This window comes from Sphingomonas sp. (assembly GCF_032114135.1).
GTDB lineage: Bacteria > Pseudomonadota > Alphaproteobacteria > Sphingomonadales > Sphingomonadaceae > Sphingomonas.
This window is the reverse complement of the sequence record NZ_DAMCTA010000001.1, coordinates 513419-527152: the sequence shown is the minus strand read 5'-3', so window position 1 is coordinate 527152 and position 13734 is coordinate 513419. Positions and strand designations below refer to the sequence as shown.

Here is a 13734-nt window from a genome sequence, read left to right as displayed (position 1 = left end):
GCAAGCCGCGCGGGGGTCAGTCGAGCCGGCGACCGAGTTCCTTGTTGAAGTAGAGCGCGATCAGCGTTCCCGCAGCGCCCGAGAGCAGGTACAGGCCCGAGGCGATAACGCCCCAGTTCGCCGCGAGCAGCAGAGCGCCAAGCGGCGCGAAGCCGGCACCGAACAGCCAGGCGAGGTCCGAGGTCAGCGCCGCACCGGTGTAGCGGGCCCGCTTCGGGAAGTTGCTGGCGACCGCACCCGAGGACTGGCCGAACGCCAGGCCGAGCAGGATGAAGCCGAGCACCATGAACACCGTCTCGCCGGCATTGCCCTTTTCGAGCAGTTGCGGCGCGAAGCCCGAATAGGCGGCGATCGCGGCGGCGGTATAGCCGAGCAGCGAGCGGCGGCCGATGCGGTCCGCGAGGATGCCCGAGATCACGATCGCGACCAGACCGCAGGCCGCGGCGCCGACCTCGATCAGCAGGAAGCGAGTCAGATCCTCGGTGGTGTAGAGCGCGATCCAGGAGAGCGGGAACACCGTGACCATGTGGAACAGCGCGAAGCTCGCCAGCGGTGCGAAGGCACCGATCACGATGTTGCGCCACTGCGCCTTGATCGTCGCGGTGACGCGCGACGGCGTCAATTCGCGGCTCTCGAAGAGCTTCACATATTCGGGTGCCACAACCATGCGCAGGCGGGCGAACAGCGCCACCACGTTGAGCGCGAAGGCGACGAAGAAGGGATAGCGCCAGCCCCAGCTCATGAAGTCGGCCGAGTCGAGCGCGCCGAGGAAATAGGCGAAGAGCCCGCTCGCCACCATCAGGCCGAGCGGGGCGCCGAGCTGCGGCACCATCGCATACCAGCCGCGACGCGCTGGCGGTGCGTTAAGCGCCAGCAGCGAGGCGAGGCCGTCCCAGGCGCCGCCCAGCGCCAGGCCCTGCAGCACCCGCAGCGCCGCCAGCAGGATCGCCGACCAGATGCCGACCTGCTCATAGCCAGGCAGGAATGCCATGGTCACGGTCGCGGTGCCGAGCAGGAACAGCGCGAGCGTGAGCTTCGCGCCGCGTCCATGACGGCGGTCGATGCGCATGAAGATCTGGGTACCGATAGGACGGGCGATGAACGCGAGCGGGAAAAGCGCGAACGACCACAGCGTGCCGGTCACACGATCCATATAAGGGAATACCAGCGCCGGGAAGACCAGCACCGAGGCGATCGCGTATACAAAGAAGTCGAAAAACTCGGATGTTCGCCCGATGATCACGCCGATGGCGATATCGCCGGGGCGGAGGTGATCGTCACCGTGTCCGGTGTTGATCAGGCGGGCGTCATGTTCGATCTGCGTCGAACCAAGCTGAGCATTGGCCATGGGACTATGTCTACCGCAAAGCTTTGGGGAAAGCACCTAGGGAAACTCTCGGGTTGCAGCCATGGGACAAATTGTCCTATTTCGCACCCGCACAACCCCTCCTAACTCGCGGCCGCTATGTTTCGATCCATGACCCCGTTCCGTCGCGCCCTCCGGCCGACGGCCCTGATCGCTACCCTCGCTGCCCCGCTGATCCTCGGCGGGTGCGACCTTGTCGTGATGAATCCATCCGGCGATGTTGCACGGCAGCAGGCCGACCTGATCCTCTGGTCGGTATTTTTGATGCTGCTCATCATCGTTCCGGTGATGATCCTGACGGTTGTTTTCGCGATCAAGTATCGCGCGAGCAACACCGAGTCGGAATACGAACCCGACTGGGATCACTCGACCCGGATCGAGCTGGTGATCTGGGCGGCTCCGCTGCTGATCATCATCGCGCTTGGCGCGCTGACCTGGCTCACCACGCACCAGCTGGACCCGTATCGGCCGCTGGACCGCATCGCCCCGGGCAAGCCGATCCCGGCGGGCCAGGCGCCGCTGGAGATCCAGGTCGTCTCGCTCGACTGGAAGTGGCTGTTCATCTACCCCGAGCAGGGCGTTGCGACGGTCAACGAGCTGGTGCTGCCGGCCGATCGCCAGGTGCGCTTCCGCCTCACTTCGTCGAGCGTGATGAACACCTTCTACGTCCCGGCGATGGCGGGCATGATTTACACGATGCCGGGCATGGAAACGAAGCTCCACGCGGTGATGAACCGCGTCGGCACCTTCGAGGGCCAGAGCGCCAACTATAGCGGCTCGGGTTTCTCCTACATGCACTTCCCGACCCAGTCGGTGGACGCGACGGGCTTCGACCAGTGGGTCGCGAAGACCAAGGCGTCCGCGAGCGCACTGGACACCGCCCAGTATCTCACGCTTGAAAAGCCGAGCGAGAAGGTGCCGGCGATGCACTTCGGCACCGTCGAGGGCGGCCTGTTCGATCGCATCGTACAGATGTGCGTGAAGCCGGGCACCGCCTGCGGCCACGGCACGATGCACCATGGTGCGGGTGCCCAGGAAGTTGCGCCTGCGGTAAACAACCGTCCGGGCGAAGGCGCCGATGGCGCGCTGATGAAGTCGCCGGATGAAATGAAGCCCAGTCCGCACCTGACCCATCCGCACGGCGCTCCCGCCGGCCACTCCGAACCCGGCGCGGATTCGAACCGTAACATGACCCGCATGGACGCGCCGGCCTATCCCGGCCGCGCGGCGGCGGGCGAGGCTTGAGCACTGCCATGTCTGACACTTTGAAGATGATCTTCGGCCGGCTCTCGATCGAGAGTCTGCCGATCCACGAGCCGATCGTCGTCGCCACGTTCGCTGGCGTCGCGCTCGGCGGCATCGCGCTGCTGGGCGCGCTGACCTATTTCCGCCTGTGGGGCTATCTCTGGAAGGAGTGGTTCACCACCGTCGACCACAAGCGCATCGGCATCATGTACATGGTGCTGGGCCTGGTAATGCTGCTGCGCGGTTTCGCCGACGCGATCATGATGCGCGGCCAGCAGGCGATGGCGTTCGGTGCGAACGAAGGCTATCTCAACGCGCACCATTATGATCAGGTGTTCACCGCCCACGGCGTGATCATGATCTTCTTCGTGGCGATGCCCTTCGTCACCGGCCTGATGAATTTCGTGGTGCCGCTGCAGATCGGCGCGCGCGACGTCAGCTTCCCGTTCCTGAACAATTTCAGCTTCTGGATGACGGCGGCGGGTGCGGCGCTGGTGATGGCTAGCCTGTTCATCGGCGAGTTCGCGCGGACCGGCTGGCTGGCGATGGCGCCGCTGTCGGGCCTCGATTACTCCCCCGACGTGGGCGTCGACTATTATGTCTGGGCGCTGCAGATCGCGGGTGTCGGCACGCTGCTCTCCGGCGTCAACCTGGTCGCCACCATCGTCAAGATGCGCGCGCCGGGCATGGGCCTGATGAAGATGCCGATCTTCACCTGGACCGCGCTTGCCACCAACATCCTGATTGTCGCCGCCTTCCCGGTGCTGACCGCGGTGCTCGCGATGCTCAGCCTCGATCGCTATGTCGGGACGCACTTCTTCACGAACACCGCCGGCGGCAACCCGATGATGTACGTGAACATGATCTGGATCTGGGGTCACCCGGAGGTCTACATCCTGATCCTGCCGGCGTTCGGCATCTTCTCCGAAGTCACCTCGACCTTCTCGGGCAAGCGCCTGTTCGGCTATACCTCGATGGTCTACGCCGTGCTGGTCATCACCATCCTGTCGTACCTCGTCTGGCTCCATCACTTCTTCACGATGGGCTCGGGCGCGAGCGTGAACAGCTTCTTCGGCATCACCACGATGATCATCTCGATCCCGACGGGTGCCAAGATCTTCAACTGGCTGTTCACAATGTACAAGGGCCGTATCCGCTTCGAACTGCCGATGATGTGGACGGTGGCGTTCATGCTGACCTTCGTGATCGGCGGCATGACCGGCGTGATGCTGGCGGTACCCCCGGCCGACTTCGTGCTGCACAACTCGCTGTTCCTGGTCGCGCACTTCCACAACGTGATCATCGGCGGCGTGCTGTTCGGCATGTTCGCAGGCATCAACTACTGGTGGCCCAAGGCGTTCGGCTTCAAGCTCGACAAGAAGTGGGGCCTCGTCTCCTTCTGGTGCTGGGTCGTCGGCTTCTGGGTGGCGTTCACGCCGCTCTACGTGCTCGGCCTGATGGGCGTGACCCGTCGTCTGCGCCACTTCGACGATCCGAGCCTGCAGATCTGGTTCGTGATCGCCGCGATCGGCGCCGCGATCATCGCGGTCGGCATCGCCGCCTTCCTGCTCCAGATCGTCGTCAGCATCCGCAATCGCGACGCGCTGCGCGACGAGACCGGCGACCCGTGGCAGGGCCGCACGCTGGAATGGGCGACCTCGTCGCCGCCGCCGGCCTACAACTTCGCGTTCTCGCCGGTCATCCACGATCTGGATGCCTGGTACGACATGAAGTCGCGCGGCGCAGTGCGTCCGGTGTCGGGCTATCTGCCGATCCACATGCCGAAGAACACCTGGGCGGGCATCGTCCTGGCGGGCTTCTCGCTGGCGTTCGGCTTCGCGATGATCTGGTACATCTGGTGGCTCGCGGCCGCATCGTTCCTGGGCCTGCTCGTCACGGCGATCGCCCATACCTTCAACTATGATCGCGACTTCTACATCTCTGCGGAAGAAGTGACCGAAACCGAGAATGCGCGCACCACGGTGCTTGCGCGCCATGGAGCCTGACGCGATGAGCGCCACGACCGTACCGACGGGCGACACGCCCGTCTTCTACCAGCTCGAGGAGGAGCATCACGAACCCGGCGGCAGCACGCTGCTCGGCTTCTGGATGTACCTGATGAGCGACTGCCTCATCTTCGCGATGCTGTTCGCGGCATGGGGCGTCTATGGCACCAGCTACGCGGGAGGCCCGACCTCCCACGAGCTGTTCGAGCTGCCGCTGGTGGCGGTGAACACGGCAATGCTGCTGTTCTCGTCGATCACCTACGGCTTCGCGATGATCGCCATGCAGGAACAGCGCAAGGGCGCCGTCCAGGCCTGGCTGCTGCTGACTGCGCTGTTCGGCGCCGCCTTCCTCGGCATCGAGCTCTACGAATTCTCGAACCTGATCCATGAAGGTGCGGGTCCGTGGCGCTCGGCGTTCCTCTCGTCCTTTTTCACCTTGGTGGGCACCCACGGCCTGCACGTCACCTTCGGCTTGATCTGGCTGTTCACGCTGATGGTGCAGATCGGTCGCAAGGGCCTGATCCCCGCAAACGTCCGTCGTCTGCAGTGCCTGTCGCTGTTCTGGCATTTCCTGGACGTGATCTGGATCGGCGTGTTCACCTTCGTCTATCTGTTTGGAGCCATGCGATGAGCGCGCACCCCCACAGCCACGCCGGCCATGGCCATGGTCACGGCCACGGCCACGATCATGGCCATGATGCGCCGCACTCGACCCGCGGCGGCTACATCACCGGCTTCCTGCTCTCGGTCGTCCTTACCGCGATCCCCTTCGGGATCGTGATGGGCGGCTGGGTCGCCGACACCCGCGTGGCGGTGGCGATCTGCGCGGCGCTGGCGATGGTGCAGATCGTCGTCCACATGATCTACTTCCTCCACATGAACAGCAAGTCGGAGCAGGGCTGGACCCTGATGGCGCTGGTGTTCACGGCCATCATCATCGTCATCGCGCTCGCGGGCTCGTTGTGGGTGATGTACAACATGAACCTCAACATGATGCCCGGGATGGCTTCCGGCGCCGGCATGTGAGCCGGCCGGCTTCCCGCAACTGGATGGCGATCGCGCTGCTGCCGCTGATCGCCATCCTCCTCGGCCTCGGCATCTGGCAGGTCGAGCGACGCGCCTGGAAGCTGGCATTGATCGACCGGGTGGAGCGGGGGCTGGCCACGGCGCCGGTGCCCGCCCCCGGGCCCGCCGAATGGGCTGGCATTGATAGCGAAGCGAGCTATCGCCGCGTCCGGATTACCGGCACCTATCTTCCCTGCCGCACCAAGCTGGCCCAGGCCGTCACCGACCTCGGTCCCGGCAAATGGGTAATGACCCCGCTGGTCACCGCGCGCGGCTTCACCGTCTTCGTCAATCGCGGCTTCCTGCCGGAGGGCAAGACGCTGCCCGGATGCATCACTTCCAGCGTCAAGCCGCTCAGCCTCACCGGCCTGCTGCGCCTGAGCGAGCCCAAGGGCGGGTTCCTCCGCACCAATGATCCCGCCGCCAATCGCTGGTATTCGCGCGACGTGGCTGCGATGGGGCAGGGGCTGCCGCAGCTCGCACCCTATTTCATCGACGCGGACCGCAGCGGCGATGGCTGGCCGCGCGGCGGGATGACCGTCGTCCGCTTCACCAACAACCATCTCGTCTATGCGCTGACCTGGTTCGGCCTTGCCCTGCTGACCGCCTGGTTCGCCTGGCGGGCGTGGCGTGGGCGCGGAGACGCATGACCACGGCGACGCCGGAGGACGCAGCGCGCCGCAACCTCTTGCTGCTCGTCCAGCTGCGCTGGCTGGCGGTGCTGGGGCAGCTGACCACCATTCTTGGCGTCCATCTGTTCTTCGACGTCCGGCTGCCACTGGTACCGATGCTCATCACGGTGGGCGTGCTGGTCTCGCTCAACCTGGCAATGTATCCGGCGCGCGCGCTGCGCCCGGCGACCAATGCACAGGTGATGGCCGGGCTGCTGGTCGACGTGATGTGCCTGACGGTACTGCTCTATCTGAGCGGCGGCGCGACCAACCCCTTCGTCTCGCTCTATCTGCTGCAGGTGGTGCTGGGGGCGGTGCTGCTCGAGACTGCGTCAAGCTGGGTGCTGGTCTTCCTTACCAGCGCCGCCTTCGCCTTCCTTGCCGTGGTGCACCGGCCGCTGCCGTTGCCGCCGATGCTCTCCACCTCGCTGTCGGGGGCGTTCCTGTTCGCGCTGTGGTTCAACTACACGCTCACCGCGACGCTGATCGTCCAGTTCGTGACCCGCATCGCCCGCAACCTGCGCGATCGCGATGCGCGCCTCGCCGAGCTGCGCCAGCGCGCCGCCGAGGAGGAGCATATCGTCCGCATGGGGCTGCTCGCCAGCGGCGCCGCGCATGAGCTGGGCACGCCGCTCGCGTCGCTCTCGGTGGCGCTGGGCGACTGGCGCGCGGACAAGAAGATCGCCAAGGACCCGCAACTCAGCGCCGAGGTGGCGGACATGCAGGCCGAGGTAGCCCGCTGCAAGGCGATCGTCGCCGGCATTCTGTTCGCCGCGGGCGAGATCAGCGGCGAGGCGCCGGAACGCACGACGTTGCGCCGCTTCGTCACCGGTCTGGTGGAAGCCTGGCCGCGCAACGACAGCGTGATCCTCGACTATCGACTGGGCAGCGACCTGCCGATCGTCGCCGATCGCGCGCTTGGCCAGTCGATCGTCAACCTGCTCGACAATGCGGTGGAAGCCGGGGCGACTCGCATCCGGCTGTCGGTCGGCCAGGACGAGGACGCACTGGTCCTGTCCGTTCGCGACGACGGTCGCGGCTTCCCCGACGAGATCCTGCCGCGCATCGGCGACCCCTACAACAGCAGCAAGGGCAAGCAGGGCGCCGGTCTGGGGCTGTTCCTGACGCACAATGTGCTACGAACACTGGGCGGCACGCTGACCGCGCGCAATCGCGAGGGCGGCGGGGCCGAGGTGCTGCTCCGCGTGCCGCAGGCGGCGCTCGCACTTGAGGATGAAGGCGAATGACCGCGCACAAGTTGTTGATTGTCGAGGATGATGCGGTGTTCGCGCGAACGCTGGGGCGTTCCTTTGAGCGGCGCGGTTATACCGTCGAGGTGCGCAACGGTCCCGAGGATCTGGAACCGCTCGCCCGGGAGTTTGGCCCCGATCGCGCCGTCGTCGACCTGCGGCTCGGTGGCAGTTCGGGGCTGGTCTGCGTCAAGCAGTTGCACGAGATTGACCCGACAATGCGGATCGTCGTGCTGACCGGGTTCGCCAGTATCAGTACCGCGGTCGAGGCGGTGAAGCTGGGCGCGACCAACTATCTGATGAAGCCGGCCAATACCGACGATATCGAAGCCGCGTTCGACCGCGTTGAAGGCGATGTCGATACCGAGCTCAAGGCGCGGCCGACCTCGATCCGAACGCTCGAATGGGAGCATATCCACCAAACGCTGGCGGATACCAACTACAACCTCTCCGAAGCGGCCCGGCGGCTGGGGCTCCACCGGCGCACCCTCGCGCGCAAGCTGGACAAGAAGCACCTCTGACGGGCGCCGTCAGCCCTCCAGCACACGATCGTCGAACAGGCCATAGGCGAGGGTGGACGCATAGAAGGCCACCGCCCGCTCGCGCGGCATTGTGCCCGCCCATTTGCGCATGTCGAACGCGGCATTCTGCAGCGCCATCAGCGCCTGGCTGGCGACCAGCGGGTCGATCGGGCGGATCGTTCCCTCGGCGATGCCGTCGGACAGCATGCCTGCAAAGCGCCGCGCGATCCGGTTCGAGCGGTCGAGCATCGTGTTGCGGACATGCGGGGGCAGGCCGGACAGCGCCGTCGTGCGCAGCAGCGGCCCGCGTTCGGAAAACTGATAGTCGAGCAGGGTCGCCAGCGTGCTCTCGATCCGCTGCCACTGGCTGCCGGCATGCCCCTCGGCCAGCCGCTGCGCATCGGCGAGGATGTCGAAGCTGCGCTTGTAGCAGGCGATCACCAGATCGTCCTTGGCGTCGAGATGGTGGTAAAAGCTGCCCTTGGTGACGTTGAGCTCGGAGGCGATGCGCTGCACCGAGGCGCCGCGATAGCCGAGCTCGTTGATCAGCCGGGTGGCGGCGAGCAGGAAGGCTTCGCGGCCCGGCTCGGGCTCGTCGTGGACGAGCTCGAACAATTCCGGCGCCCAGCTTTGGCCGGGCGCGGCGATGCCGTGGCGGAACACGTCCATCAGCCGCGCCTTGACGCGGGGATATTCGTCGATCTCGTAGCGGGTGATCCAGGCGTTGAGCCAGAAGCTGTTCTCGAGCAGCACGTGCGCGCGCGCACCGCGCAGGTCGGTCTCCGCGCGGTTGCCGTCGCTGCCCCACAGGCTGCGCGTCTTGCGGAACACATTGCGCCAGCCGGCGAGCAGCTTGCCCTTGAGCGGCTCCTCCATCGCGCGCAGGTCCGACAGCATCGCGACGGCCTGTTCCTCGCCGCGGCCGATCCGCGCCAGCCGCTCCATGTTGATGGCCAGGAAGCGGGCAACGCGCGCCTCGGGGGTGGGCTCGGCGAGCGCCTGGTCGAGAATGTCGTGCAGCCAGACGAGCGTCTGCTCGAACGCGGCGGCGGCGAGGTCTTCCTTGCGCTTGAAATAATAGGTCACCGAGGTGGTGTTCAGCCCGACGCGCCGCGCGACGTCGGCGAAGGTCATGCCCTTCGCACTCTGCTCGTTGATCGCGGCGGCGGCGGCGGCCAGGATGGCGTCGCGCTTGGCCTGGAACCGCTTGGTGTTGGTGGTCTCGGTCTTGGGCGGCGATGGCATCCACTCAGCTTAGCCGTTTCCGTGGCGCGCCCAAATGGTTTTTTGATGTCGGTATGTAGTAATTTGATCGGGCGGCGCCCTTTACCGAATATCGGGTACGGGCTAGGCTGCCACCAAAGAACGACAGGAGAGCGATGCCATGGACTTCACGCTGAACGCGCGCGAAACCCATTTCCGCGACCGGGTGAAGGCCTTCATCGACGCCGAGATCCGCCCGCGCGAGGCGGAGTATCGCGCCGCCGCCGCGGCGGGCGAGCGCTGGTCGGTCAATCCCGTGCTGGAAGACGTCAAGGCACGCGCCAAGGCGGCGGGCCTGTGGAATTTCTTCATGCCGCCCCAGTCCGGCCGCGCGCATGTCGACGACAGCTTCGTCTTCGAGGGTGAGCAGCTCACCAATCTGGAATATGCGCTGTGCGCCGAGGAAATGGGTCGGGTTGGCTGGGCCTCGGAGGTGTTCAACTGCTCGGCGCCCGATACCGGCAACATGGAAGTGCTCCACCGCTACGGCACGCGGGCGCAGAAGGATGCCTGGCTCGCCCCGCTGATGCGCGGCGAGATCCGCTCGGCCTTTCTGATGACCGAGCCAGCGGTCGCCTCGTCCGATGCGACCAATATCGAGACCCGGATCGAGCGCGACGGCGATCACTTTGTGATCAACGGGCGGAAATGGTGGTCCTCGGGTGCGGGCGACCCGCGCTGCAAGATTTCCATCCTGATGGGCAAGACCGATTTCGGCGCGGCGAAACATGCCCAGCAGAGCATGATTTTGGTCCCGCTCGATACCCCCGGCGTAACCATCGAGCGGATGCTTTCGGTTTTCGGGTATGATCACGCGCCCCATGGCCATGCCGAGATCGTGCTGCGCGACGTGCGCGTGCCGGCGGAAAATCTGCTGCTCGGCGAAGGCCGCGGCTTCGAGATCGCGCAAGGGCGGCTCGGGCCGGGCCGCATCCACCATTGCATGCGCACGATCGGCGTGGCGGAGGAAGCGATCGGGGCGATGGCCAAGCGGCTCGTCAGTCGCGTCGCGTTCGGCAAGCGCATTTCGGACCATTCGATCTGGGAGCAGCGCATCGCCCGCGCGCGGATCGATATCGAGATGACGCGGCTGCTCTGCCTCAAGGCTGCCGACATGATGGACAAGGCCGGCAACAAGGCGGCCCAGCTCGAGATCGCGATGATCAAGGTGCAGGCGCCCGCCATGGCGTTGCAGATCCTTGATGACGCGATCCAGGCGCATGGCGGGGCAGGGGTGAGCGACGATTTCGACCTGGCGCACAATTGGGGCAGCGTCCGAACGCTGCGGCTCGCCGATGGGCCGGACGAGGTCCATGCCCGCGCGATCGCCCGTGCCGAGTTCGGGAAATATGCCGAGTTCAAGCCGGAGCGCGCCTCTTCAGGCGATCTCGGCGTGAGCCGGTAGGAGGGTGGCATGAAGGCAGCCGTCCTGTTCGAAGCCAAGACCCCGCTCGCGATCGAGGAGGTCCAGGTCTCCAAGCCCGGCCCGCGCGAAGTATTGATCCGCACCGCGGCGGTGGGCGTGTGCCGCTCCGACCTGCACTTCGTCGATGGCGCCTTCCCGCATCCGGTGCCGACCGTACCCGGGCACGAGGCAGCGGGGGTGGTCGAGGCGGTCGGATCGGATGTCGCCCATCTGCGGCCCGGCGACCATGTCATCACCTTCCTCACCGCTTTTTGTGGGTCGTGCGAATATTGCGCGACCGGCCGGCCTTCGCTTTGCGTGGATCCGTCGACACGGCGGCCTCCCGAGGCCAAGCCGCGGCTGAAACTCGCCGATGGCAGGCCGCTCGCGCCGTTCCTCAACCTCTCCGCTTTCGCCGAGATGATGCTGGTGCACGAAAACGCTTGCGTCGCGATAAGCCGGGAGATGCCGCTGGATCGTGCCGCGCTGCTCGGCTGCGCGGTGATCACCGGCGCGGGCTCGATCTTCAACGACAGCCGGTTGCGCCCGGGCGAGCGTGTCGCGGTTATCGGCGCGGGCGGGATCGGGCTCGCCGCGATCAATGCCGCGAAGATCGCCGGCGCCGGCCAGATCCTCGCGCTCGATCCGGTGCCGGAAAAGCGCGCGCTCGCCGAAAAGATGGGGGCGACGCATGTGATCGATCCCACAAGCGAGGGTGCCGCCAAGCAGGTGCTCGCGCTGACCGGCGGCGGGGTCGACTATGCCATCGAAGCGGTCGGGTGGCCCGCGACGGCCGAACTCGCCTGGCAGATCCTGCGTCGCGGCGGCACCGCAACCATTCTGGGCATGATCGCGCCGGGCCAGAGCGTCAGCCTGCCGGGACATACTTTCCTTACCGGCAAGAAGATCCAAGGCTCGCTGCTCGGCAGCACCCGATTTCCGATCGACATGCCGCGGCTGGTCCAGCTCTATCTCGACGACAAGCTTGATCTCGACACGCTGGTCGCCGAACGCATCGAATTGTCGCAGGTGAACGACGCGCTGGAGAAATTGCGGCAGGGCACGAGCGTCCGCTCGGTGATCACCTTCGCATGAGCGACCTCGACGAAACCCGCCTCGCCGCTTGGGCGGCTGCGCATGTGCCCGATTTCACCGGTCGGGTCACCTTAACCAAGTTTCCAGGAGGACAAAGCAACCCAACCTATCGCGTTGAAAGTGCTGACGTTGTCTATGTCCTCCGGCGCAAGCCTTTCGGCACCATCCTGCCTTCCGCCCACGCGGTCGAACGCGAATATCGGCTGATCGCCGCGCTCCATCCTGCCGGCTTCCCGGTCGCGCGGCCCTATGCATTGTGCGAGGACCGGCAGGTGATCGGCGCGCCCTTCTACCTGATGGAGATGGTCGAGGGGCGGACCTTCTGGGACGGGTCGCTGCCCGGCATGGCGCCGGCGCAGCGCACCGCGATCTACGAGGCGATCGTCGACACGCTCGCCGCGCTCCACCGGATCGATCCGGAGACGGTCGGCCTCGGCGACTATGGCAGGCCGGGCAATTATTTCGCCCGCCAGGTCGAGCGCTGGACCCGCCAGTATCGCGCCAGCCAGACCGGGGATCTGCCCGAGGTCGAGGCGCTGATCGACTTCCTGCCGCGCACGGTGCCGCCGCAGACCCAGACTAGTATCGTCCATGGTGACTACCGCATCGACAACATGATCTTTGCCGCCGATCGCCCGCAGGTGCTGGCGGTGCTCGATTGGGAATTGTCGACACTCGGCGATCCGCTCGCCGATTTCTCCTATTTCCTGATGAACTGGGTGACCGAGCCGGAGGGCCGATCGGGCGTGAAGGGGCTGGCGGGGCCGGAAACGGGCATTCCGACGATCGAGGACATGGTCGCGCGCTACTGCGCTGCGACGGGGCGCGACGGCGTGCCCGATCTCGACTGGTATTTCGCCTACAATCTGTTCCGCCTGACCGGCATCGTCCAGGGTATCAAGAAACGGATGCTCGACGGCAACGCCTCGAGCACGCAGGCGGCGAAGACGGTCGAGCGGCTGCCGGGGCTGGCGTCGGCGGCATGGCATTTCGCGCAAAGGGCAGGGGCATGAGCGGCGGGTTCGATTTCACTGGCAAGGTCGCGGTGGTGACGGGTGCCGCCTCCGGCATCGGGAGAGCCACGGTTCGGGCGTTCGCCGCGCAGGGCGCGCAGGTGGTGGCGGCCGATCGGGACGCGGGCGTGCACGACACGATTGCCGGGCTGGATGACGCATTAGCGGTCGAGATCGATGCAGGCGACGAGCGCGATGTGCAGCGGCTTGTTGATACCGCGTGCGAACGGTTCGGTGGGATCGACATCTTTTATGCCAATGCCGGCATCTCCGGTGGCACTGCCGGCATCTTTGACGCGGATGTAACACTTTGGGCCGAAGTGCTGCGAGTAAATCTCATTGGCCCGGCGCTTGCCATCAAGCATGCCGCGCCGCGGATCGTCGAACGCGGCGGCGGTGCGATCCTGTGCACCGCGAGCGTTGCGGGGCTTCGCTCGGGTGCCGGCGGAACGCCCTATTCGGCGTCCAAGGCGGGGGTGATCAACCTGGTGCAGACCGCGGCGCAGCAGCTCGCCACCTCGGGCGTGCGGGTCAATGCGATCTGCCCCGGGCTGATCGAGACCGGCATGACCCAGCGCGCGTTCGACCATGCCCGCGAGCAGGGCAAGGAAGAGAGACTGGGCCAGCTCAATCCGCTGCGCCGCGCGGGGCGACCCGAGGAAATCGCGCAGGTGGCGCTGTTCCTCGCGTCGGATGCTGCCAGCTATGTCAACGGCCAGGCCATCGCGGTGGACGGCGGCCTTAGCAGCAGCCACCCGGTCACGCGGCAGGTGTATGGAAAGCCCGCATTCTGAGAGGCGAAATAGTCCTCGCCGTTGATAAAAATTTCAGCCT

At 65.9% G+C, this 13734-nt stretch carries 13 protein-coding genes; 11 read left to right on the top strand and 2 right to left on the bottom strand.

All coding sequences use genetic code 11. The features are described from left to right. Positions 1-16: 16 nt before the first annotated feature. The gene (locus tag RT655_RS02580) at positions 17-1348 is read right to left on the bottom strand and encodes an MFS transporter (protein WP_313534823.1); all 1332 of its coding nucleotides are present in this window, start codon (positions 1346-1348) and stop codon (positions 17-19) included. Between the two features lie 129 nt (positions 1349-1477). Here RT655_RS02580 and cyoA point away from each other — a divergent pair, with 129 nt between their 5' ends. Genes cyoA through RT655_RS02545 form a run of 7 tightly spaced genes read left to right on the top strand, consistent with a single transcriptional unit; the run spans position 1478 to position 8124 of the window. Then, on the top strand, positions 1478-2611 hold the full coding sequence (gene cyoA / locus RT655_RS02575) for a ubiquinol oxidase subunit II (protein WP_313534822.1): 1134 nt from the start codon (positions 1478-1480) through the stop codon (positions 2609-2611). An 8-nt stretch (positions 2612-2619) separates the two neighbouring features. After that, entirely contained in the window at positions 2620-4617 is a 1998-nt protein-coding gene (gene cyoB / locus RT655_RS02570) for a cytochrome o ubiquinol oxidase subunit I (RefSeq protein ID WP_313534821.1), read from the top strand. Positions 4618-4621: 4 nt separating this feature from the next. Further along, positions 4622-5248, top strand: coding sequence for a cytochrome o ubiquinol oxidase subunit III (cyoC, locus tag RT655_RS02565; protein WP_093294520.1), 627 nt, complete (start codon positions 4622-4624; stop codon positions 5246-5248). Continuing rightward, the gene (cyoD, locus tag RT655_RS02560) at positions 5245-5643 is read left to right on the top strand and encodes a cytochrome o ubiquinol oxidase subunit IV (RefSeq protein WP_313534820.1); all 399 of its coding nucleotides are present in this window, start codon (positions 5245-5247) and stop codon (positions 5641-5643) included. Before cyoC ends, cyoD begins: the two co-directional genes overlap by 4 nt. Positions 5644-5666: 23 nt before the next feature. Next, a complete protein-coding gene (locus RT655_RS02555; protein WP_313534819.1) occupies positions 5667-6332 on the top strand; it encodes an SURF1 family protein in 666 nt (221 codons plus the stop codon). Further along, positions 6329-7600: an ATP-binding protein gene (locus tag RT655_RS02550; RefSeq protein ID WP_313534818.1), complete on the top strand. Its 1272-nt coding sequence runs from the start codon at positions 6329-6331 to the stop codon at positions 7598-7600. Before RT655_RS02555 ends, RT655_RS02550 begins: the two co-directional genes overlap by 4 nt. Continuing rightward, positions 7597-8124 carry a response regulator transcription factor gene (locus RT655_RS02545; protein WP_313534817.1) on the top strand — a complete coding sequence of 176 codons (528 nt, stop codon included), beginning with the start codon at positions 7597-7599 and terminating at the stop codon, positions 8122-8124. The genes RT655_RS02550 and RT655_RS02545 overlap by 4 nt, the downstream gene beginning before the upstream one ends. 9 nt (positions 8125-8133) lie before the next feature. Here RT655_RS02545 and RT655_RS02540 read toward each other — a convergent pair whose 3' ends face one another. Continuing rightward, positions 8134-9369 (bottom strand): TetR/AcrR family transcriptional regulator, encoded by a 1236-nt coding sequence (locus RT655_RS02540; RefSeq protein ID WP_313534816.1) that lies wholly within the window; start codon positions 9367-9369, stop codon positions 8134-8136. Between the two features lie 139 nt (positions 9370-9508). Between RT655_RS02540 and RT655_RS02535 the strand changes: the two genes are divergently transcribed. The 4 genes from RT655_RS02535 to RT655_RS02520 are packed head-to-tail and all read left to right on the top strand — an operon-like array spanning position 9509 to position 13694. Then, positions 9509-10792 carry an acyl-CoA dehydrogenase family protein gene (locus RT655_RS02535; protein WP_313534815.1) on the top strand — a complete coding sequence of 428 codons (1284 nt, stop codon included), beginning with the start codon at positions 9509-9511 and terminating at the stop codon, positions 10790-10792. Positions 10793-10801: 9 nt separating this feature from the next. Then, complete coding sequence (locus RT655_RS02530) at positions 10802-11887, top strand: Zn-dependent alcohol dehydrogenase (protein ID WP_313534814.1); 1086 nt, start codon at positions 10802-10804, stop codon at positions 11885-11887. Beyond that, on the top strand, positions 11884-12900 hold the full coding sequence (locus tag RT655_RS02525; protein ID WP_313534813.1) for a phosphotransferase family protein: 1017 nt from the start codon (positions 11884-11886) through the stop codon (positions 12898-12900). The genes RT655_RS02530 and RT655_RS02525 overlap by 4 nt, the downstream gene beginning before the upstream one ends. Then, a complete protein-coding gene (locus tag RT655_RS02520; protein WP_313534812.1) occupies positions 12897-13694 on the top strand; it encodes an SDR family NAD(P)-dependent oxidoreductase in 798 nt (265 codons plus the stop codon). The genes RT655_RS02525 and RT655_RS02520 overlap by 4 nt, the downstream gene beginning before the upstream one ends. Positions 13695-13734 lie beyond the last annotated feature (40 nt).